We start from the raw sequence: 21,439 nt of genomic DNA, 5'->3' as shown, positions 1-21,439 counted from the left end.
GGAGATGCGCGGTCGCGGCCGGGCGCCCCTGTCGGACCGTGAACGGCCATCGGCGTGCCGGGACGACCGTTCACGGTTTGACGAGGGCGTAGCCGACGCCGTGGACGGTACGGACGACTCCGGGGCCGAGCTTGCGGCGCAGGGCCCGCACGTGGCTGTCGACCGTACGGGTGGCCGCGGCCTCGGAGAAGCCCCAGATGTCGGCCAGCAGCCGTTCCCGCTCGAAGACCTGGCCGGGGCGCTCGGCGAGGCGGCACAGCAGGTCGAACTCGGTCCTGGTCAGCTGGGCTTCGGCGCCCCGCACGTAGACGCGGCGCTCGGCGGTGTCGATCTCGACGTCGGCGAGGCGGATGACCGTGTCGGCCACGGCCAGCTGGGAGGCCCGCTCGACCCGGCGCAGCAGGGCGTGCACCCGGGCGACCAGCTCGCGCATGCTGAACGGCTTGGCCATGTAGTCGTCGGCCCCGACCCCGAGCCCCACGAGAAGGTCGGTCTCCTCTCCCAGCGCGGTGAGCATGAGCACCGGTACCGGCCTCGCGGCCTGCATCCTCCTGCACACCTCCAGCCCGTCGAGGCCGGGCAGCAGCCGGTCGAGCACCACCACGTCGGGTCCCGTCTTCGCGTAGGCGGCGAGTGCGGTCTGCCCGTCCCCGACGACCTGCACGTCAAAGCCCTCGGCGGCCAGCCTGTGGCGTACGGCCCGCGCGATCGTCTCGTCGTCTTCGACCACGAGGACACGGCGTTGCTGAGGGATTGCCATGCTCGGCAGCGTAGACCTGAGCCGTGCAGAAGACCTGTGGTGAATTGTGAAGGTTCTGCGCACCCGGCGACCGGCCGACCCGCCGGCGGGGCCCCGCGTACGAGGCCCCACCGGCGGGTGCGGCGCCCCCCGAACGGATCCGCAGGGCCTTCCGCGCGTGCGAAGACCCCGCGGATCCGGAGGGAGGCCGGAATCAGGCGAGGATCAGGCGACGGCCGGTGATCCGGTAGCCGATCCTGGCGAACGAGGCCGCCATGGGCGCGTTGCCCACATCGGTGTTGTCCTTCACCTCGGGCTCGCCCTCCGCGACGAAGTTGTGCAGCGCCTCGGTGACGAGGTCGTCCGCGTAACCGCGGCCTCGGTGGGCCGGGTCGACCCCGAGGTAGCCGATCGTGGCGTTCCTGGAGTTGCGCGTCGCCATCACGATGCCGACGAGCTCTCCCGACGCGTCGCGGGCGAGCCGCCACCTCCGGCGCCCTCCCGGCATGTCGGCGACCTCGGCCACGGTCCTCTCGGCCGTCGCCCTCGCACCCCGCTCGGCGAGGTTGCGCCGGTCCCAGTCGTCGAGGCTGCCCTCGGCGACGCGGGCCAGCAGGTTCACCACCACCTCGTCGTCGGCGGCGGGGGCGAAGGTGAGCCGGGCCGACCTGGGCGGCAGACCGTACTCGGGGAGCCAGTGCAGGTTGAGCCGCTCGACGGACCGCCGCAGCCCGGCCTTCTCCGCGGCGGCGATCCGGTCGGAGGCGTCCGCGAACGCGTCGGGGCGCTCGTGCCAGTCGGCGGGCAGGAAGAGGTGGTAGTCGGGTCGTGCCCCGGACGGTGTGGCGTACCCGGGCGTGACCAGGGCCGCGTACGCGGCTCGCAGCAGGGCCGCTCCCACCTCGATCCGGCGCGGGCCGGAGCCGGGGTCGAACCAGTCGAGGCTGTAGGGATGTTCGGAGCCCGGCGGACCCCAGAAGGCGGCTCTGGCGACCACCTCGTCGCCCCGCAGCGCGACCCAGACCCATCCGGGCCGGTAGTCGAGCTCCTCGAAGGGCAGGTGGCGGGCGCCGACGCCGGAGGCCGGGAGCGGGCCGTAGCGGTGGAACAGGTCGAACTCGCCCGCTTCTAGCGGACGGAACCGCAGATCGGAGAGGTCGGAGGTGGACAGGTCGGACAGATACGGCTCGGACAAGCGAAACTCCAGAAAGCAGGTGCGCTTCCCGGTCTCAGGCGGCCTGTCGCCCGGGGCGGGAGCGCGTGACCGAAACGGCGAACATGTGCTCCTCACCTCCTCACACTCGCGGGGACGGTCAGGCTACCGGCGTACCCGGCGCGGCCTCAACCGGATAATCCGGGCGCGCACCGTTCATTCCAGAGAAAGCGCATGTCCGAGGCTAGGTACGCGCCCACCTGGGCGTTAACGTGACAGGGTGATCGATGTCACCGCGTACCTCCGCAGGATCGGCGTGAAGGTCGACGGACCTCCAAGCGTGGAGTCACTGCACCTGCTGCACCGGGCACACATCGAGCGCGTGCCGTACGAGTGCATGGAGATCTGGCTGGGCCGTCCGACGACCGTCGACCCGGTGGAATCGGCGGCGCGGATCGTCCGGGGCCGTGGCGGCTACTGCTACCACCTGAACGGGGCCTTCTCCGAGTTGCTGAAGGCGCTCGGCTACCGGGTGACCCGGCATCGCGGCGGGGTGCAGGGCCGCGCCCAGGGCCCGGCGAACGTGGACGGCGGCCACCTCGTGCTCACGGTCTCCGGACTGCCGACCCCGGGCAATCCTCAAGGAGAGTGGCTCGTCGACCAGGGCCTGGGCGACGCGCTCCACGACCCGCTCCCGCTCGTCGAGGGCACGTACCGGCAGGGTCCCTTCACCTACGGCCTGCGTCCCTCCGAGGTGGAGCCCGGCGGGTGGCGGTTCGACCACGACCCGCGCGGCGACTTCCTCGGCATGGACTTTTGCGGCGCGCCCGCCGAGATGCGGGAGTTCGCCGCGATGCACGAGTTTCTCTCCACCTCGCCCGATTCGGGTTTCGTCCGCGTGGCCACGATCCAGCGGCGCGACGCGGGCGGCGTCGACGTCATGCGAGGGCTGATCCTGAGTCGTCGCGGCGACCGCGAGCACTCCCTGACCGCGCGGACCGAACGCGACTACTTCCAGATCCTCGCCGACGTCTTCGGCCTGCACCTGCCCGACGTCACCCCGCTGGAACGCGCCAAGCTCTGGCAGCAGCTGTGGACCGCCCACGAGAAGTGGTCCGACTCCCGCTGACTTCCGGCCCCGGCCCGGCTCTCAACCCGGCTCAGTTCAGCTCCCGGCTCCGACCCGGCCCAGCTCTCAACCCGGCCCGGTTCAGCTCTCGACTCGGCCCGACTCCGACCGGCTCGAAACTCCCGTACTCCCCGGTCGCGGCCCTTCGCCGCCCGTCACCGGTGACTGCTTCGGCTCCGTTTGAGGATCTTTCCCGGGGGGTTGCGGAGCAGCGTCTCGACGATCTCCAGGCGTTCGGAGAACTTGCGAGCAGTCCCCCTGCTTCCCGTTTCACCGCGCCCCAGGGGCATCATGAGGATGCTCGTAACACTACGAGAACAGAAGCCACGGGGCGATGGATGGGGCGGAATCATTGTTCATTGGTTCATGTGCCACTAAGTGACTATGTTGCTGTCCGCGATGGGATAAGCGAACGGGGTGAACGGGATCGACACTCGAGTGCTGGCGGGCCGTTACCGGCTGCTGAACCCTCTCGCCGAGGGCGGGGCGGGCACGGTCTGGCTCGCCACCGACGAGACGCTGGGCCGCGACGTGGCGGTGAAGGAGGTACGACTCCCGCCTGACCTCGATCCCGCCAGGCGACAGGAGATCTTCGCCTCGGCGCTCCGCGAGGCGAACCTCGCCGCCCGGCTCAAGCACCCCTCGATCGTGACCGTCCACGACGTGATCATCGATCGGGATCAGCCCTGGCTCGTCATGGAGTTGCTGTCGGGCGCCTCCCTGGAGCAGACCGTCCACGACCGGAGCCCGCTGCCCGCGCACCAGGTGGCGAGGATCGGCGTGGGCATCCTCAGCGCGCTCGGTGCCGCCCACACCGCCGGGGTGGTCCACCACGACGTCAAACCCGGCAACGTCTTCCTCACCAGGACCGGCAAGGCCGTCCTCACCGACTTCGGGTTCGCGGTCGCCGACGGCGAGGCCACCTCGGGCCGGACCGGCCACCTGGTCGGCTCACCCAACTACATCGCGCCGGAACGGCTGCGCGGCGAGCGCGGCGGTCCCGCCTCCGACCTGTGGTCCCTCGGCGCCACGCTCTACTTCGCCGTCGAGGGAGTGCCGCCGCACCCTGCGGAGAGCCCCATCGCGGCGATCGGCCGGGTACTCACCGAGCCGCCGAGGCCGCCGGAGCGCGCGGGCGAGCTGGGCGCGCTGCTGAAGCGCATGCTCGACCCGGTTCCCGAGACCCGGCCGTCCTTCGAGTCCGTCGCCCGCTCGCTGGGAGAGCTGGCCGCCGGTCGTACGGCGACCGGGACACCGGCCGCGCCGCCCGTCCCCCCGCCGTCTCCCGCCCCCTTCTCCGTACTGCCGCCCAAGCCGCGCCTGAGCCGTACGGCGCGGTGGGCCGCCGTCGAGACGGCCGGGATCGCGGTGGTCGTCGCGGTCACCTTCGGGGTGACGTTCCTGCTCACCTCGAACCCCACGGCCGCCGAGAAGAGGGTCAGGCTCAGCGAGAGTCCCGGCGCCTTCGCCACGCCGGTGGACGTATGCGCGCTCGTCCCCGGCTCCGTGGCCAGGCAACTGCTGCCCGCGCTGGCGGGCGAGGGCAAGCCGACCAACGACGGTGGCTGCCAGTGGGCCACCAGCGGCATGGGGCTGGAGGTGCGTCTCTCCGGCGCCGACCAGTGGGGCAAGAGCCCGCGGCAGGCCCACGAGCTGTTCGTGAACCGGCGCCATGAGGTCATACCGAGCGGGGAGAACGCCTGGAGCTGGCCGGAGATCCAGGCCGGTATCCGCTCCTCCCGCAGTACGGCGCCGATGGCGGTGGAACCCGTCGGGGACGAGGCGTTCGGTTACGACGTCTACGAGAATCGCAAGACAGGCAGGCTGGAGCAGAGCTACGTGGTCGTACGCGTGGACAACCTCGTCCTCGACGTCGGTTACACCGTGGTCGACGGCAGCAAGGACGGCCCGGCGATCCAGGCGGGCGCTCACACCACCGCGACATGGGTCGCGAACGCCTTGAACAAGCAGAAAGCGAGCGGATGAACCATCCAGACGTCCCTCGATCGCAGGGCAGGCACGCGGGTGCGCACGCCGCTCCCACCGCGCCGGGGCCCGGGATCGCCGGAGCCGAGGGCTCGCCGATGCTTGAACAGAGTTCACTGGAACAGGTGATCGCCCGGTTCGGGCCGATGTCCCCGCAGCAGGCTGCGGTGGTCGGGGTGGCCGTGCTGGACCAGCTCGCGGTGTCGCACCGGCAGGGCATGCTCCACGGCGACGTACGGCCGGGTTCGGTGCTGCTCGGCCCTTACGAGCAGATCGTCCTCGCCGCGCCGTCCCTGCCGTCCCCGCTCTTCACCTCCCCCGAGGGGGTGACCAGCCCCGCCGCCGACCTGTGGTCACTCGGCGCGACCCTCTACACCGCCGTCGAGGGCCGCCCGCCGTCGCCCGGCGGTTCCCTGGACAACGCGGGCCCGATCGCGCCCGTCCTGTTCCACCTGCTCGCGGCCGATCCCTCCCAGCGGCCCGACCCGATCACCCTGCGCGGCGCCCTGATCGAGGTCTCCCAGTACCGTCCAGGACCTCCGGCCACGCCGCCTCCCACCGGCGCGCTCCCTTCGACCTCGGGAGGTTTCGTCGGGGGAACCTCGGAGCCGGGAGCCTCCAGCCCCACTTCCTCTTCCGTTTCCTCCCCTTCCATCCCTTTCCCCCCCTCCGCTGTCGCGGCGACGGCGGCCTTCGGGCAGACCCCCCCTCCGGGCCCCGGCGCTCCCGGGGCCCCGGGAGCGGCCACCACGACAGGGCCGCAGAGGTACGAGGCGACCGCGCCCCTCGGAGGTCCCGGGGTCGCGGGCAGGCAGGAGGACGAGGCCGCCCCGTCCCGCCCGGGAGAGGAGACCGCGCCCTTCAGGAAGACCCTCACCGAGCAGATGTCCGACATCACGGCGAAGCTCCCCCAGCAGGACGTCCCCGTCCCCCCGCAGGTCGCGCTCTCCTCATCTCCGGGCACGCCGATCGCCTGGCAGAACCAGCCCTCGCCGCAGCAGCGGACCGCCCCCGGTCTCCCCCCGCAGGGACAGCCCCACCAGGGCACACCCCAGCAGGGACAGCCTCGCCCCGGCGCGCCCTTCCCTACCGGTCCCACACAGTCCCACCAGAGCCCGCAGGACGCCCCCACCTCGCGCGAGCCGGCCCCCCTTCCCGTTCCCACGCCACCGGGCGCGTCCGCGGAGCCTCCCGAGCGGACGACGGGGGTGCTCGTACCCCGGCCCGTCGTCGCGCTCACCGGCGCGCTGCTCTTCGGCATGGCGGTCACCATCGGCGTCCTCCTCACCTCGATCGTCACGAACGCCGACGACACCGTCGCCGCCGAACCGTCGGGCGCCAAGGGTCGCTTCGCCACGGCTCCCCGGGCCTGCGGCCTGCTCGACGACGACCAGGTGAGCCAGGTCGTGCCGGGATTCAAGAGCTCGGAGGTCGAGCACTCCGTCTGCAACTGGCTCAACCAGCACGACTGGCGCAAGCCCAACGTCGAGAAGTACGACCTGCGGGTCCGGTTGATCGCCCAGAAGCAGGACGGTTCCGAGGTCATGAGGGCGAGGGAGTATCTGGCGGGCAAGAAGAAGGATCTCGTCGACAAGGGCCAGTTCACCACCCCCAAGCCCCTCCCGCCCAAGGACCTGCGGGGCGTCGGCGAGGAGGCGTTCACCTCGGGCACGTACAACTCCATCAACCTGTACAACGGCTCCTACAAGGCGACCGTGGTCTTCCGGGTCAGCAACCTGATCGCCGAGGTCGACTACGAGCGGGGCGGCGTCAAGGAGGACCCCGACGGCAAGATCGCCGAAGGCGCGCTGCGGGTGGCCCGCTGGCTCAACGACTCCCTGAAAACCGATGACTGATCGGATGGCGGGCCCGCTGCCGATACTGGCGGGTCGCTACCGGGCCGTGGAGAAGCTCGGCGCGGGCGGGATGGGCGTCGTGTGGCGGGCCCGCGACGAGCTGCTCCACCGCGAGGTCGCGATCAAGGAGGTCAAGCTCGGCCCGCACCTGCCCGAGGCGCAACGCGTCGAGGCGCGGGAACGCACCCTGCGCGAGGCGCGTGCCGCCGCCCGGCTGGGACACCCGTCCATCGTGGCCGTACACGACGTCGTCGCGCAGGACGGCCGCCCGTGGATCGTGATGGACCTGGTCAAAGGCCGTTCGCTGGAACAGGCGATCCAGGCCGAGGGACCGCTCCCGCCCCGGAGGGTGGCCGTGATCGGCCTGGCCGTGCTGGACGCGCTCGCCCTCGCGCACAGCCGGGGCATCGTGCACCGCGACGTGAAACCGGCGAACATCATGCTCGCCGTGGACGGCGGGGTGCTGCTCACCGACTTCGGCATCGCCGTCCTGGAGGGGGACGTCCAGCTCACCTCCCCGGACGCGCTGATCGGCTCCCCCGGCTACATGGCCCCCGAGCGGCTGCGCGGCACCGACGACGGCCCGGCCACCGACCTGTGGTCCCTCGCGGCGACCCTGTACACGGCCGTCGAGGGCCGGAGTCCCTTCCGTCGCGACACCCCGGCCGCGACCATCGGCGCGATCCTCACCCAGGAGGTACCACCGCCCCGCAGGGCGGGGGATCTGACTCCGGTGCTCATGGCGGCCCTGAGCAAGGATCCCCGGCTGCGCCCGGGAGAGGCAGGACTGCGCACGGCCCTGCGGCAGATCTCCCAGGGGCTGCCCCCGCGGCCACTCTCCCCGGTCTCCCCGGTCTCCCCCGGCCCGGCCGTCTCGCCCCTCTCCACGCAGGAGACCGTGCCGGGAAGGCGGGTGGCCAAGCCTCGCCGTACCGCCCTGATCACCGGGGTCGCACTCGCCGCGGTGGCGCTCGCCACGACCGGGGCGGTGGTCCTGATGACGTCGAACGACTCTGAAGCGCCCGCGACCCCGTCGCCCACGGCCGGCGCCGGGCGGTTCGCCACCGTGCCCGACGCCTGCTCGCTGCTGGCGGACGCCCAGAGCCAGGCCGTGGTGCCCGGCGCGACCCCCGAGCCCGCGACGACCACATCGGCGGAAGAGGGGTCCTCCTGCGGCTGGGGCGGGCCGTCGGAAGCGCGCTGGTTGCGGGTCTCACTCACCCGCAAGGCCCCCGTGAACGCGAAGGCCGCCCCGGAGGTGGCCCACGAGTTCTTCGTCTCCGAACGCACCAGGACCATCGCCGACAGGGGGGAAGGCCCCTTCGGCACGACCGGTGCCGTCAGGAAGGCCGATCGGGTGGGCGCGGAGGCCTTCGCCTTCGACGTGACCGCGCTGGACCGGGTCCACTCCACGGTTCGTTTCCGGATCAGCAACCTGCTGATCGAGGTCGACGTGTCACAGAAGGGCGAGCGTCCGAACGCCGAGCTGCGCGGGCGGGCCCTTCGCGCCGCCCGCCAGGTCGCCGAGAAGCTGAACAACCTTGACTGAGCGCCCCCGTCCCGCGTTTCCCCCGGCGGCCCCTGGGCGATCGGCGCGGTTCGACGTCACCGCTCTCGGCAGACCCGCACAATCCGGCACCACCGCACCCGAGAGACCGGCACGGCTCAGCGCCGCCACATCCGAGAGACCCGCACGGCTCGACACCATCGCACCCGAGGAACCGGTATGAGCGACCCGAACCTGCTGGCCGGTCGCTATCGGTTGCTGGAGCGCCACGACCGGACAGGGACCACCTGGCGTTCCCGCGACGAACTGCTCCAGCGCGACGTCACGGTCACCGGGATGGCGCTCCCGCCGCCCGGCCCGCAGCGCGACGGGCTCCTCGCCAGGATCCGCGCCGCGGCGGACCTCAGACACCCGAACGTCATCGCCCTGCACGACGTCGTCTCCTTCCCCGACCAGGTCTGGCTGATCCTGGAGTCGGTCGAGGGCCGCTCGGTGCTGCAGACCGTCCGGGCCGAGGGGCCGCTCACCTCCGCACGGACGGCCGAGGTCGGGTTGTGCGTACTGGACGCGCAGACCGCCGCCCACGAGCGCGGCGTTCACCTTCTGGCAGGCCCGGAGAGCGTGCTTCTCACCCCTGGCGGCAGGGTCGTGGTCACCGGCTTCGCCATGTTCGACGCCGCCGACGAGCTGCGCGACCTGGGCGCCGTCCTGTTCACCGCCGTCGAGGGGCAGGCGCCGGACACCGGCCCCCGCCCGGCGGACGGCACCGCTCCGGCCTCTCCTCTGGGAGACATCGGTGAATCCGGCCCCGCCTCGGGAGGCACCGGCGCGGCGACTTCCGGCCCGCTCGCCCCGCTGTTGGAGAGTCTGCTCGCGGCCGACCCCGCCCACCGCCCGGACGCCGACACCGCCCGCACGATCCTGCGGGGGCTCACCCCCGGTCCCGCCGGATCACGCCGCACCCGCCTGCTCGTCGTGGCCGCCGCACTGGTCCTCCTGGCCGGTGGCGGTACGGCGTTCTGGCTCTGGTCCCGTCCCGCGTCCCAGCCGACGAACACGGCTCCGGCGCCACTGCCCACCTTCTTCGCGAAGGCTCCTGACCCGTGCTCCCTGATCTCGGAGGAACAGGCGGGCCGCCTCTACCTCGCGCCCTCTCCGTCGAGAGAGAAGACGACGTGCAAGTGGCAGGCGGCTGACGCGACCGCGCCCGGCAGTCTCAGGAACACGCTGGAGATCACGGTCGTCCGCGAATCGAAGGCGGCGCTCGCGCACGCGAAATACCTTCGCCTCCACGCACAGGACGCGAAGGACACACGGGCCGTGAGCGCTCCCGCCGATGTGCCGGGGCTCGGTGACGAGGCCTACGCCTACCAGATCAGCAACGGCCATTCGAGCGTCAACTCGGTGATCGTCATCCGTGCGGGAAACATCGTGACGGCCCTGCAGTATCACCGGTTCACCGTTCCGGACACCGATGGCAGGGGCAGTGCCGGAGCCCTCCAGGCGGCCCGCTGGACGGTCGACTCACTCCGCGTCCGGGAGACGCCCCCAGAAAGGCCGCCCTCCGGGTAGCGAATCCCCGATCGCCGCCCCTCCGGTCGCGACCCCCCAGTGTCGTCATCGGGATGGTGAGCCCCGGACCGCCGTCACTCGGGGAGGATGAAGCGGACCTCGCGTCGCTGGAGCGGTCGGCCGCACGCCCTGCACAGCAGGACCGGCTGGAAGGTGGCGCCACAGAACGCGTGGGTGATCGACAGGGCCGAGCCCTCGGGGGCGGGGAACTCGCGCTGGGCCCAGTCGACGAGGAAGGCGAAGACCTCGAAGAAGGCGAGTCCCTTGTCCGTGAGCCGGTACGAGCCGTCGGGCCGGGCGTCGAAGACGCGCAGTTCGACGAAGCGGCGCAGCCGGTCGGTGAGCACCGAGGGCGCGATGCCGAGACCGGCCTGGAAGTCGACGAACCGGCGGATGCCGAGGAACGCCCCGGCCAGGACACTGGTGCTCCACCGGTCGCCGAGGATCTCCATCGACGTCGTGTAGTAGCCGATCAGGTCGATCGGGGTGTCGGAGCGGACCGTGCGGCGGTGCCGCCGCGGCGTGCCGATCCGGGAGAACGTGGCGAGCGGGCCGGGCTCGGTCCGGGTGTCGCGGGCACTCATCGGCCGCAGGCAGGAACCGCACCCGAGGTGCGGCTTGGCGTCCTGGCCGCACTGCTCGTGCAGCAGTGGCGGGCGCCGTTTCGGCTCGACCCAGTCTCGCTCCCACGCCTGGATCGCCACCAGCAGGGTCCACAACCGGAGCCCGCGCTCCGTCAGCCGATACTCGTAGCGGGTGCGACCGCTGCGGTACGCCGACAGCTCGAAGATGCCGTGGTCGACCAGTTCCCTGAGCCTGGCGGCGAGAACCGACTCGGAGATGCCCAGCGCGTCGTGCCAGCCGGCGAAGGTCCGGATCCGCAGCAGGAACGCCCGCTGCAGGATCAGCAGCACCCACCGGTCTCCCAGGATCGCCAGTGCCTGTCCGATCGCACTGAGCTCGCCTCGTACAGGCTCACGCTCAGTGCCGTCCACAGCCTGTCCTCCACATGGTCGCGTGATCGTTCTCACCGCCGGCGAGCGTGGTCGCGCCCGTCCGGTCCTCACTCCTGCGGTGGTGCCCGTCGCCGAACCCGGCACCGGCGAGCATGATCATGTCGGTTTCCGGTGGAACATGTTCACTCTCGTTCCCGGCGAAACCGCCAAACTACCAACCCGGCGCCGCCCGGACAGCCCGGTATGCCCTCCTGTCACACCCGTGGCAGGGAGCTGCCATCACAGGAAAATCGCGATATATCTCGGCTGGAACCACGGCGATGGGTTCACACGTTGGACGGGCGACGCACAATGAACTACAGACGGGGCGTCCGCCCCGCGTTCGGAGGATGTTGAGGATGTCGCCCGTCCAGAAGTACGCGATCGGCGCCGGAGCAGTGGTGTTCCTGTCGTGGCTGTTCCTGCCAGGTTTCCTGACGCTGCTGATCCTCCTGGGCGTCGTCGCCGCCCCGGTCGTCGGCTATCTGATGCTCGACCCGTCTCAGCGCGAGCGTCTCAAGCGTTCGCGTCGCCGGGGGCTCGGCCGCTGACGCGGCGACGCCCCCGCACGGCCCGGCCTCGCGATCCCGTTCCCGAGCCGGGCCGTTCAGACCCGCCTCCGGGCCGGACCGTTCAGGCGCACCGCGTGAGCCCGTCTCCGAACCCGGCCCGGGCCGGGTAGCCCGCCTCCGGACCTGGCCCGGTCCCGGTCGGACGCACCGTGAGCCGCCTCCGAACCCGGCCCGGATCGGTCAGGCGGTAGCGGCGGCGGTCGCGAGCTCCGATTCCACCCGGCGGGTCACCCTGCGCTCGAACACGAACGAGAGCAGCGGCACGGTGCCCGCGAGCATCACCCCGAGGATGTACTGCCACGTCCAGCGCGCCTTCATGCCCAGGTTCATCGTGGCCACGAGATAGAGCATGTAGAGGAAGCCGTGGATCGGAGAGACGATCTTCGAGGGCTCCTCGATACCGAAGCCGTACCTGAGCACGATGCAGGTGACCAGGATGAGCAGCATCACGCCGACGATGTAGGCCAGGATGCGAAAGGGCTTGAGAGCGGATTCCACGGTCGGTTACCTCGGTCTTGGGGTTCGGTTCACGGGGCGGTACGGGCCGGCAGGGCGGATGTCTCCGGTTCTCCACCGGCGCCGCCCCCGTGGGCGGCCCCCGGACCGGGGGCGATCCCGGCGTCGGAGGCGGAGTCGGGAACGGCACCGGATTCGGCGTCGGTGGCGGTGTCAGTGGCGGTGGCGTCGGCGTCGGCGTCGGCGGGAGTGGCGTCGCTCTTCCGCGTGCCGCCGCGCAGCGCGTCACGAACGAAATGCCACCACATGAAGACCGCGAAAAGCCCGAAGATCCACCACTGGGCGGCGTAGGCGAGGTTGCGCCAGGTGAGCCCGCCCGGCTCGGTCGGCGGAGGGGCGCTCACCGGCCTGGCCGCGACCGCGGGAGCCGGTGACTGGGCGGTGGCGATCACGAAACCGTCGCGCAGCTTCGTGCCCCGCCAGAGGTTGACCAGTTCGGCCGACGACACGGTCAGCACCTGCCCCGGCGGCAGCTGCCTGGTCCGGCGCTGGACGCTGTCGGTGGACTCCGAGGGCCGCAGGCGCCCGCTGAGGGTCACCCGCCCCTCGGCAGGGGCCGTGACGGCGGGATCTCCCGCCGTGGCCACCCAGCCGCGTACGACCGGGATGGAGGTGCCGTCGCCGAGGTCCAGCGGAGCCAGCAGCCACAGCCCTCCGTCGCGCTCGGCCACCAGGAGCTGTTTCGAGACGTCGAAGGTGCCCTCGGCGGTCACCTGGCGGCTGACCGCGTCGGCCGTCATGTGCTTCCCCGGCGCGGTGAGGGTGGCGACCGCCACGGGGGCGGGATCCCGCAGCGACTGGGGCATGCCGGAATCCTCGAAGACGCCGAGCTGCCACCTGCCCAGCAGCCCGCACACGACGAGGGCCCCGACCGCGAGCAGGTGGAGCACCACCACGCGGGCGGAGAACAGGATCCGGAGCATGACACCACGCTATCCGCCCGGGTCGGCGGTCCGGCCCTCGGCCCTTGGCCCTCGTCCCTGGCCAGGCAGCGGAATCCGTCTCGTGAAAGTGGACAAATCAGTGTTGGGAGGTATCCCGTATCGCTACAGTCATCTCCATGTCTGATCCTCAGCAGATTGACCCCGCGGGCAACACCCAGGCGTTCCGCGCGTTCGCCCAGCGTAAGGACCCCGAGGCCGCCCCCGAGAAGCGGTCGCTCGTCCTGCCGATCACGGCGGCGGTGGTGGTCGGAGTGCTGGTCGTCGTCGCCGTGGCCGCGTACCTGCTGCTCTGACGACCGGGGAGTCCGCAGCGCCGACGGCATCGCCCTCGGCGCTTTTCGCGTTCCCGAACGTCCCTGGACGTCCTTAGGCGTCCCGCCGACGCCCCTTCGGCGTCCCCGGCGGCGCGGCTGAGACCGCGCCGCCGGGTCCGGTGTCCGTTCGCGCCGTCACCGTACGTGCCGCCGCGAGTACGGGAACCCTATCTGCGCTCGCTCACCACCAGCGCGCTGCCTCCGCCGCGACGGGTCGGCTCCGCCACCGCCTGGAGCTTCCCGTTCCGCAGGAACTCGACCGCGGTGGCCGCGCCGATCTCGGGGTTGAGTACGAGGCTGTGGCCCCGTTCGGTGAGCTCGGCGCCGTAGCGGTCGATGAATGCCTGCTCCGCCTGGGTCTGGGGAGTGTTGCGCTGGGTGGCACGGGGCGCGGCGAGCGCCTCGGGGAGCGACATGCCGAGGTCCCAGCGGTTGACCAGGATCTGCAGCACGGTGGTGATGATCGTCGAACCACCGGGGGAGCCCAGCGCCAGCAGCGGCCTGCCGTCGTCCAGCACGATCGTCGGCGCCATCGAGGAACGGGGCCGCTTGCCCGGCGCGGGCAGGTTCGGGTCGCCGGGGGCCGGGCCGAAGGTGAAGTCGGTCAGCTCGTTGTTGAGCAGGAAACCCCTGCCGGGGACGACGATGCCGTTGCCGCCGGTCGACTCGATGGTGATGTTGTAGGCGACCACGTTGTTCCACCGGTCGGTGACCACCAGGTGCGTGGTCTCCGGCCCCTCGGGGGCCGACGGGGTGGCCTCCGCCGAGGGAGCGGGGGCGCACGGCCCGTACGTCCCGTCGGGGTTGCCGGGCGCGACCGGGCTCGTCAGCGCCCGCTCGCCGATCAGGCAGGCGCGCTCCTTGGCGAACCCGTCGGAGAGCAACTCCTCGAGCGGGACGCCCGGGATGTCGCCGACGTACTTGCCCCGGTCGGCGAAGGAGAGCCTGGAGGCCTCCAGATACTCGTGCTCACCGACCTTCGGCAGGACCTGAAGGATGTTGAGCGCCTCGCCGACCGTGGAGCCTCCGGAGGACGGCGGCGCCATGCCGTACACGTCCATGCCCTTGTAGGTCACCTTCGTGGGCGGCCGTTCGAGCGCCCGGTATGCCTTGAGGTCGGCCAGCTCCATCAGTCCCGGCCGCACGTTGCGGGTGGAGCCCGGAGTGACCGGCGGCTTCTTGACGGTGGCCACGACCTCGGCGCCCAGGGCACCGCCGTACAGCCACCCGCCGCCCTGCTTGCCGAGTTTGCGGTAGGTCTCGGCCAGCTCGGGGTTTCGGAAGGTGGAACCGACCGGCGGCGGGGCGCCACCCGGCAGGTAGAGCTTGGCCGTGGAGGTGAAGTCCTTGAAACGGGCGGCGTTCGCGGCTGTCTGGTCGTAGAAGGTCTGGTCGACCTTGAATCCCCTGGACGCGAGCTCGATCGAGGGTCTCAGCGCCTGCTTCAGCGAGAGCGTGCCGAATTTGCGCAGCGCCAGCTCCCACTGGGCCACGCTGCCGGGCACCCCCGCGGACAGCCCGCTGGTCACGGCCTCCTCGAACGGGATGCCCTCCAGAGAGGTCGGCCCCATCGCCTTCGGAGCGGTCTCCCTGCCGTCGATCGTGTGGACTTTCTTGCGGCGCGCGTCGTAGTAGACGATGAACCCGCCCCCGGCCAGCCCGGCCGAGTAGGGCTCGGTCACCCCCAGGGCGGCCGCCGCGGCGACCGCCGCGTCCATGGCGTTGCCGCCCTGGCGCAGCACGCCCAGCGCGACCTTGCTGGCGTCGAGGTCTACGGTCGAGACCGCGCCCCCGTACCCCTCCGCGACGGGTTTCTTCTCCGCACCCGGCCGTACCGGTGACGCCTGTGGAGAGGCGGCGGCGGGTTGGACGAGCAGTAAGGAACTTCCCACCAGGACCCCCGCCAGGGGGGCGGCGATTCGACGATTGATCATGATGACCTCCCGCAGACAGCTTGACTCAGCCCGTAAGCCTTGTCAGCCCCTTCCCTACCGCAGGGGGTGTAGTACCTCATGCCTCACGAGATGGACGCGCCCTGCCTGTGGGCGCACGTACAGTGCTGAGCGTGCGTGCCAAACCCCGCTGGGCCGAGTTGCCGCTCCCGCTGCTCGTGGGGGTCTTCCAGGGCATGGTCACCCGCGGTGTGCAGTGGTGGCAGGTCCACGACCCCGGCATACTCAGGATCCCGCTCGACCCACTGGGCTGGGCGCTCCTGCTGGCCGGGCCGCTGGTCCTGATCGTACGCCGACGCCATCCGGTGCTCAGCCTGGCCGTCGCGGCGGGCTCCACAGTGATCTTCATCGGCCTCGGCTACCCCTACGGCCCGGTCTTCCTCAGCCCGATCATCGCGTTCCACACCGCCGTGGTCACCGGCCACCGGCGGGTGGCCTGGTCGATATGGGGCCTGGCCTACGTGTTCTTCGTGGTTTACACGTCCTGGTTCGCCCCCGTTCGTACGACCGGCTGGTTCCACGACCTCGCGGTGGCCGCGCTGATGGGCCTCGCGGTGGTGGCCGCGGAGTTCTCCCGGGCCAGGAGTGAGCGGCAGGCCGAGCACGCGCGGGTGGAGCAGGAGGAGCTACGGCGGCGGGCCAGCGAGGAGCGGCTCACCATGGCCCAGGAGCTGCACGACGTCCTCGCGCACAACATCTCCCTCATCCATGTGCAGGCGTCCACCGCGCTGCACCTCATCGACGACCACCCCGAGCAGGCGCGGACCGCGCTCACCACGATCAAGCAGGCGTCCAAGGACGTGCTGACCGAGATGCGGTCGGTGCTCAACGTCCTGCGCGACGGCGCCCCCCGTTCCCCCACCGCCGGGCTGGACCGGCTCGACGAGCTCGTCGAGCGCAGCGGGCTACAGGTCACCAAGAAGATCGTCGGCGAGGCCGGGCCGCTGCCTCCCGGCGTCGACCGGGCCGGGTACCGCATCGTGCAGGAGGCCCTCACCAACGTCACCCGGCACGCCCCCGGCGCCTCGGTCACGATCGTGCTCGACTACGCTCCCCACGCGCTCACCGTCCAGGTCACCGACTCGGGCGGCGACGCCCCCGGGGAGAGCCTGGGCAGCGGGAACGGCGTTCCCGGCATGCGGGAGCGGGCATCGGCGCTCGGGGGAACGCTCACCGCCACGCACCACGGCCGGGGCTTCCGCGTCGAGGCCCTGCTGCCGATCCCGGAGGAATCCCGATGATCAAGATTGTTCTCGCCGACGACCAGGCTCTCGTCAGGGCGGGGTTCCGTGCCCTGCTGGACGCGCAGCCGGGGATGACCGTGGTGGCCGAGGCCTCCGACGGGGCCCAGGCCCTGCGGCTCGCCGCCGAGCACGAGCCGGACGTGGTCCTGATGGACATCCGCATGCCCGGCATGGACGGGCTGACCGCCACCCGGGAGATGCCCGCCGGGCCGAAGATCATCATCCTCACGACCTTCGAGCTGGACGAGTACGTCTTCGAGGCCCTCCGGGGCGGCGCCAGCGGCTTCCTCGTCAAGGACACGGAACCGGCCGAGCTCATCCAGGCCGTCCGGGTGGTGGCCGCGGGCGACGCCCTGCTCTCCCCCGGCGTGACCCGTCGCCTGATCGCCGAGTACGCGAGCCGGGCCAAGGAGCCGCGCCACGCCCGCGACCTCGACCTGCTCACCGACCGCGAGCGCGAGGTCCTCACCCTGGTCGGCACCGGCATGACCAACGACGAGATCGCGGGCAAGCTCTTCCTGAGCCCCGCCACCGCCAAGACCCACATCAGCCGGACCATGATGAAACTCCACGCCCGCGACCGCGCCCAGCTGGTCGTCATCGCCTACGAATCCGGCCTCGTCCGCCCCGGCTGGATCTGACGCCCCACCTTCCGGTAAAGGCTCGCGCCGACCCACACCACTTGTGATACTCAACGTGTTCAGAAGAACACGAAGGGACATATCGTCATGCTCATGACATCGCGACGGAGCCACGCCAAGCTGTGCCCCTCCCCCGAGACCTCGTCCCAGCCCTTGCCAGGAACGGCGCGCGAACTCTTCGACGCGCTTCCGCAGCTTCCAGGACTGCGGGCCGAAATCATCGATGGGAGACTGGTAGTAAGCCCGATGGGCACCCCCGAGCACGCCAGGATCGCGATGCGCCTGTATCGCGCCCTTCTTCCCCTCCTTGAGGAGAAAGAGTGGGACGGCTTCAGCGGCAACGTGGACGTCTGCATGGACGGACCGCGTGACCCGATCGTCCCCGACTTCGTGCTGGCGCCCGAAGACTGCCCGCGCTGGGGCGCCCGCGAGTTGCTCTCCTCCGGCCTCCTCATGGTCGCCGAGATCGTGTCCCCGGGCAGCACCTTCGACGACCGCGACCGCAAGCCCGCCATCTACGCCTCGGGCGGTGTCCCCGTGATGCTTCTGATCGACCCCGTGGTCTCCCCCGCCACCGTGACCGTCCTGAGCGACCCCAAGGAGGACGAGTACCGGACCTCCACCCGGGTCGAGATGGGCTCGCGCCTGCACCTGCCCGAGCCGGTCGACTTCACCCTCGACACCTCGATCTTCGCGAACACCCTGAGCGCACCGTGAGGAGCGGGGCCGTACGCCACGGAAGGTAGGCTCCGCGGCCCCGATCGGCCGACAGGGCGGGGCCGCGATGACCGTGCCCGTCGAAGCAGCGGATCGGGAGCGGTACGCGTTCTTTAGGTCATGAACGGTGAGATAGTCGCTCGCGCGCCCGGACCACCAGGCGCCGAGACGATACTGGTCGGCCTGTATCGCGAGCACCGACTCGCCCTGGTGCGCTTCGCCGTACTGCTCCTCGGCGACAGGGAGGCCGCGGAGGACGTCGTACAGGACGTCTTCTCCAGGCTGCACGGCAGGCCCCCCGAGCCGCTCACCCTGACATACATCCGCGTCTGCGTGCTGAACGCCTCACGTTCCGTCCTGCGCAGGCGCGGTATCGCCGCCAGGGTGATGGTGGGGCGGCGGGAGGAGTCGGTGGACTCGGCGGAGACGGCCGCGCTGCTCGGCGAGTCACGGCAGGAGATGCTGGCCGCGCTCAACCGCCTTCCCAGGCGGCAGCGCGAGGTCCTCGTCCTGCGTTACTACCTCGACCTGTCCCACGCCGGCATCGCCCAGATGATGCGCGTCAGAGAGAGCACCGTACGGTCCACCGTTTTCAGGGCCCTGGAACGGCTTGAGCGCGAACTGGGAGGCAAGGCATGACCGACATCGAGGATCGGCTCAGGGACGCGATGACCGCCAGGGCGGAGGCCGTACGGGACGACGAGCGGTTCAGGACGCTACCCGCGTCACGTAGGTCGTCGCCGCTCTTCAGGTCGTGGGCACCGGTGGCGGTCGCGGCCTCCATCGCGATCGTGACGACGGCCACCGTCGTGGGAACACGTACGGTCGCGTCACCTACTCCGACGGTTCCGGCGGTTCCAACGGCTCCGGCGGCACAGCCGACGCCCTACGTCGGTCCCTTCGCGCCGCCGGTCAAGCAGGTCTGGCCGGGCGCGGTGCACGAGATCCCGACGAAGGCACCGGGGGGCCGGGTGTTCACCCCCGACGTGTTCGTCACCGACCGGGTCGTGGTGGGGGCGGGACTCACCGGGAACCGACCCGACGGGATCTGGTCCTACGACGTCGACAGGCGGAGGTTCACCCGGATCGCGCCGCTCACGAGTTCGAACGCGTCGAGCACGCTGGTCTTCGGCGACGGCTACCTGGCATGGTCCACGCTCAACGACCGCAGGACGGAGATATGGGCGGTGCCGGTCACGGGCGGCGTCCCGCGGCGGATCGCCTCGGTCAAGGCCGTGATCATCGACGACAGCTACAGCGGGATCGACCTGGCCGTCGCCGACGGCACGGCCGTCTGGTCGCCGGTCGACGGTGGCGGTGTCTACCGGGCTCCGCTGAAGGGTGGGAAGGCGTCCCTGGTCGACGGCACCAAAGGTTTCCACCTCGCCGACTGGCCGTGGGCCGAACGGCCTCGGCGAAGCGCGGAGGAGAGATCCGCTTCCCGCCCCGTGGAGCACCTGAAGAACGTGCTCACCGGCGAGGCCAGGGACGTGGTTCCTCCGGCCGGGCGGACGTCGTGGAACGACTGCGGGGTGACGTGGTGCTTCAACGACATCGAGGCGTGGCGACGCGACGGAACCGGGCGGCACGCGCTGCCGGGGACGGCTCGCGGGTATCTCCACTCGGGCCGCTTCGTCCTTCTCCACCAGAAGGACCGCGACGGCAGGGGGGCGAGTTCTGTGCACGACCTCGCCACGGGACGCACCGGCCGGCTGTTCCCGGTTCCGACGCGCCGGGGGGACAAGGCCGCTCCCACCCTGTATACGCACGAGGACATGCTCCGGTTCCGGTCGGGGTCGGGCACGCAGGTTCTCGTCGACCTGAACGCCGCCGCCCGCTGAGTTTCGCCATCGGCGGGATTCACCGCGCGCCGTGATGTCCATCGCACAGCGAGAACGCCCCGGAGGGGCACTTCCGGGTCGTCAAGGGACGCAGAAAAACGCCGAGGAAGGTGGACGTCCGGTAAGGACAGCGTGAGCGCTCGGTAAGGAAATATCACTATCGGTCATCCTCTGGCGAGATTACGTTGGGTCAGTGGAGATCGGGATGGTTACCGGGGATGTCCGCTGAGCGCGGGGCCGGCCGCGCTGTTCGCCGCCGGACTCGCCGCGGGACTGGTCGCGGGTACGGCCTCGTGCACGGCCGTGCAGGGTGGCCTGCTCGCAGGTCTCACCTCGCGTGACCTTCCTGCCCGCTCCCGCCGGCACCGCGAGACCCGCGAATGCGACGGGACCGACGAACCCGGCGGAGCCAACGAGCACTGCGGGACCGACGGAACCGACGAGCACCGCGGGAACGGCGGAGACGGCAAGGACGGCGGTGCCGGGACGGGGCCTTCGGGTCCCGTGGTCGTCGCGCTCTTCCTCGCCGGGCGCCTCGGTTCCCACGCGGTGGCCGGGGCGCTGCTCGGACTGGCCGGGTCCGCCGTGCTGCTCGGCCCTCAGGTCAGGGCCGCGTTGCTCGTCGCGGCCGGGATCGCGGTCGCGGGCTTCGGAATCCGCATGTTCGGTCGCGGATCGCGAACCGGATGCCACCCGGGCGTCGCATCGGGCGGGCGTACGTCCCGTCGCGGCGGCGTATCCGGGATCACGGGGATCACCGGGATCACCGGCATCACCGGGATCACCGCCCCCGCTCCCAGGGCGCTCGCGCTCGGTGCCACGACGATCCTGCTGCCGTGCGGGGTGACGCTCGGCATCGAGACGGTGGCGGTCTCCAGCGGGTCGGCGCTGGGCGGGAGCGCGGTGATGGCGGGGTTCGTGGTGGGGACGACGCCCGCGTTCGCGCTTCTCGGGCTGGTCCTGCGGCGGGCCGCGACCACCAGGCTGGCGGCGCTGACCGGGGTCGTCGCACTCGCGACGGGTCTGTGGACGATCTCCTCGGGGCTGAGCCTCGGAGGGTGGCTCCCCGGATCCGGCGGCCCGGCGATGGCGGCGGGCGCCCCGGCGGGGACCGCGCGGAACCCGATGGCGGGGGCGACGGACAGGGCAGGAGCAGCGGACGGTCTGGCGGGCGACCTCCCCGGCGGTCCGGCAGGGACGACGGGCGATCAGGCGCGGGCGGCCGTACGCTCCGGCGGCGTCCAGCGGATCGACATCTGGGCCACCGACCGGGGCTACCGACCGGGTGTGGTGACCGCCCGCGCGGGATTCCCCACGGAGCTCGTCTTCCACCTGGTGGGCGCCCCCGGCTGCACCCGGACGCTCACGATCGACGGCCGCGACGTGACACTGCCCGCCACCGTACGGCTGGGCGCGCGGGACGCGGGATCGCTGCGTTACGTCTGCTCGATGGGGATGTATGTGGGGTTCATCCGCTTCGTCTGACAGTGAGGATGGAGGTGAACGCCTCCCGGTGAGGTCTGGCTCGTCGTCTGCCTGACCGTGGTGTCTTCGACAGGATCTGCCGACCCCGGCCGGGAGGCGTTCGTCCGCACTCACCGAACGTAGCGCCGCGATGACTCGACAGGCGTGCGGGCGGGATTCGTACGCCTCGTCCGAACACCCGAGCGGACCGGGGAGCAGGGCGGGTAGCGAAAGTCCGCGATTACCCTCCGTCACGGAGTGCTTACGTGTCACCCTGTGATCTGTCGGTTGGGCGCC

The 21,439-nt window shown here is 71.3% G+C and carries 19 protein-coding genes; 13 read left to right on the top strand and 6 right to left on the bottom strand.

The features are described from left to right. Positions 1-70: 70 nt before the first annotated feature. Entirely contained in the window at positions 71-760 is a 690-nt protein-coding gene (locus ACIBH4_RS18210; RefSeq protein WP_362504327.1) for a response regulator transcription factor, read from the bottom strand. A 193-nt stretch (positions 761-953) separates the two neighbouring features. Continuing rightward, positions 954-1,934 (bottom strand): GNAT family N-acetyltransferase, encoded by a 981-nt coding sequence (locus ACIBH4_RS18205; RefSeq protein WP_362765890.1) that lies wholly within the window; start codon positions 1,932-1,934, stop codon positions 954-956. Positions 1,935-2,172: 238 nt separating this feature from the next. Here ACIBH4_RS18205 and ACIBH4_RS18200 point away from each other — a divergent pair, with 238 nt between their 5' ends. From ACIBH4_RS18200 to ACIBH4_RS18180, 5 genes are all read left to right on the top strand, one after another. Beyond that, the gene (locus ACIBH4_RS18200; RefSeq protein WP_362504320.1) at positions 2,173-3,021 is read left to right on the top strand and encodes an arylamine N-acetyltransferase; all 849 of its coding nucleotides are present in this window, start codon (positions 2,173-2,175) and stop codon (positions 3,019-3,021) included. 417 nt (positions 3,022-3,438) lie between these two features. Further along, the gene (locus ACIBH4_RS18195; protein ID WP_362765887.1) at positions 3,439-5,007 is read left to right on the top strand and encodes a serine/threonine-protein kinase; all 1,569 of its coding nucleotides are present in this window, start codon (positions 3,439-3,441) and stop codon (positions 5,005-5,007) included. Further along, positions 5,004-6,863, top strand: a complete 1,860-nt coding sequence (locus ACIBH4_RS18190) for a hypothetical protein (RefSeq protein ID WP_362504314.1) — start codon at positions 5,004-5,006, stop codon at positions 6,861-6,863. The genes ACIBH4_RS18195 and ACIBH4_RS18190 overlap by 4 nt, the downstream gene beginning before the upstream one ends. Continuing rightward, positions 6,856-8,412: a serine/threonine-protein kinase gene (locus ACIBH4_RS18185; protein WP_362504311.1), complete on the top strand. Its 1,557-nt coding sequence runs from the start codon at positions 6,856-6,858 to the stop codon at positions 8,410-8,412. The genes ACIBH4_RS18190 and ACIBH4_RS18185 overlap by 8 nt, the downstream gene beginning before the upstream one ends. 177 nt (positions 8,413-8,589) lie before the next feature. After that, the gene (locus ACIBH4_RS18180) at positions 8,590-9,942 is read left to right on the top strand and encodes a hypothetical protein (RefSeq protein ID WP_362765884.1); all 1,353 of its coding nucleotides are present in this window, start codon (positions 8,590-8,592) and stop codon (positions 9,940-9,942) included. A 74-nt stretch (positions 9,943-10,016) separates the two neighbouring features. Here the strand turns inward: ACIBH4_RS18180 and ACIBH4_RS18175 are convergent, their stop codons facing one another. After that, positions 10,017-10,937, bottom strand: a complete 921-nt coding sequence (locus ACIBH4_RS18175; protein ID WP_362504306.1) for a helix-turn-helix domain-containing protein — start codon at positions 10,935-10,937, stop codon at positions 10,017-10,019. Positions 10,938-11,296: 359 nt separating this feature from the next. Here ACIBH4_RS18175 and ACIBH4_RS18170 point away from each other — a divergent pair, with 359 nt between their 5' ends. After that, entirely contained in the window at positions 11,297-11,488 is a 192-nt protein-coding gene (locus ACIBH4_RS18170) for a hypothetical protein (RefSeq protein WP_350946588.1), read from the top strand. 201 nt (positions 11,489-11,689) lie between these two features. Here the strand turns inward: ACIBH4_RS18170 and ACIBH4_RS18165 are convergent, their stop codons facing one another. Both ACIBH4_RS18165 and ACIBH4_RS18160 read right to left on the bottom strand, forming a co-directional pair. Further along, positions 11,690-12,007, bottom strand: coding sequence for a DUF3817 domain-containing protein (locus tag ACIBH4_RS18165; protein ID WP_350946587.1), 318 nt, complete (start codon positions 12,005-12,007; stop codon positions 11,690-11,692). A 29-nt stretch (positions 12,008-12,036) separates the two neighbouring features. Beyond that, positions 12,037-12,948, bottom strand: coding sequence for an SURF1 family protein (locus ACIBH4_RS18160; protein WP_362765881.1), 912 nt, complete (start codon positions 12,946-12,948; stop codon positions 12,037-12,039). Positions 12,949-13,085: 137 nt separating this feature from the next. Between ACIBH4_RS18160 and ACIBH4_RS18155 the strand changes: the two genes are divergently transcribed. After that, positions 13,086-13,262 (top strand): hypothetical protein, encoded by a 177-nt coding sequence (locus ACIBH4_RS18155; RefSeq protein WP_350946585.1) that lies wholly within the window; start codon positions 13,086-13,088, stop codon positions 13,260-13,262. 188 nt (positions 13,263-13,450) lie between these two features. Here ACIBH4_RS18155 and ACIBH4_RS18150 read toward each other — a convergent pair whose 3' ends face one another. Next, complete coding sequence (locus ACIBH4_RS18150) at positions 13,451-15,217, bottom strand: gamma-glutamyltransferase family protein (RefSeq protein WP_362765878.1); 1,767 nt, start codon at positions 15,215-15,217, stop codon at positions 13,451-13,453. A gap of 131 nt (positions 15,218-15,348) precedes the next feature. Between ACIBH4_RS18150 and ACIBH4_RS18145 the strand changes: the two genes are divergently transcribed. The 6 genes from ACIBH4_RS18145 to ACIBH4_RS18120 all read left to right on the top strand — a co-directional run bounded on the left by ACIBH4_RS18145 (position 15,349) and on the right by ACIBH4_RS18120 (position 21,163). Further along, positions 15,349-16,476 (top strand): sensor histidine kinase, encoded by a 1,128-nt coding sequence (locus ACIBH4_RS18145; RefSeq protein ID WP_362765875.1) that lies wholly within the window; start codon positions 15,349-15,351, stop codon positions 16,474-16,476. Beyond that, positions 16,473-17,120 (top strand): response regulator transcription factor, encoded by a 648-nt coding sequence (locus tag ACIBH4_RS18140; RefSeq protein ID WP_362504293.1) that lies wholly within the window; start codon positions 16,473-16,475, stop codon positions 17,118-17,120. The genes ACIBH4_RS18145 and ACIBH4_RS18140 overlap by 4 nt, the downstream gene beginning before the upstream one ends. A gap of 93 nt (positions 17,121-17,213) precedes the next feature. Then, positions 17,214-17,837 (top strand): Uma2 family endonuclease, encoded by a 624-nt coding sequence (locus ACIBH4_RS18135; protein WP_362504290.1) that lies wholly within the window; start codon positions 17,214-17,216, stop codon positions 17,835-17,837. A 120-nt stretch (positions 17,838-17,957) separates the two neighbouring features. Next, complete coding sequence (locus ACIBH4_RS18130; RefSeq protein WP_362504287.1) at positions 17,958-18,476, top strand: sigma-70 family RNA polymerase sigma factor; 519 nt, start codon at positions 17,958-17,960, stop codon at positions 18,474-18,476. Next, on the top strand, positions 18,473-19,678 hold the full coding sequence (locus ACIBH4_RS18125) for a hypothetical protein (protein WP_362765872.1): 1,206 nt from the start codon (positions 18,473-18,475) through the stop codon (positions 19,676-19,678). Before ACIBH4_RS18130 ends, ACIBH4_RS18125 begins: the two co-directional genes overlap by 4 nt. 303 nt (positions 19,679-19,981) lie before the next feature. Further along, positions 19,982-21,163, top strand: a complete 1,182-nt coding sequence (locus ACIBH4_RS18120) for a sulfite exporter TauE/SafE family protein (RefSeq protein WP_362765869.1) — start codon at positions 19,982-19,984, stop codon at positions 21,161-21,163. Positions 21,164-21,439 lie beyond the last annotated feature (276 nt).

This window comes from Streptosporangium sp. NPDC050284 (assembly GCF_044459525.1).
Lineage (GTDB): Bacteria > Actinomycetota > Actinomycetes > Streptosporangiales > Streptosporangiaceae > Streptosporangium.
This window is presented reverse-complemented; position numbering and strand designations above follow the sequence as displayed.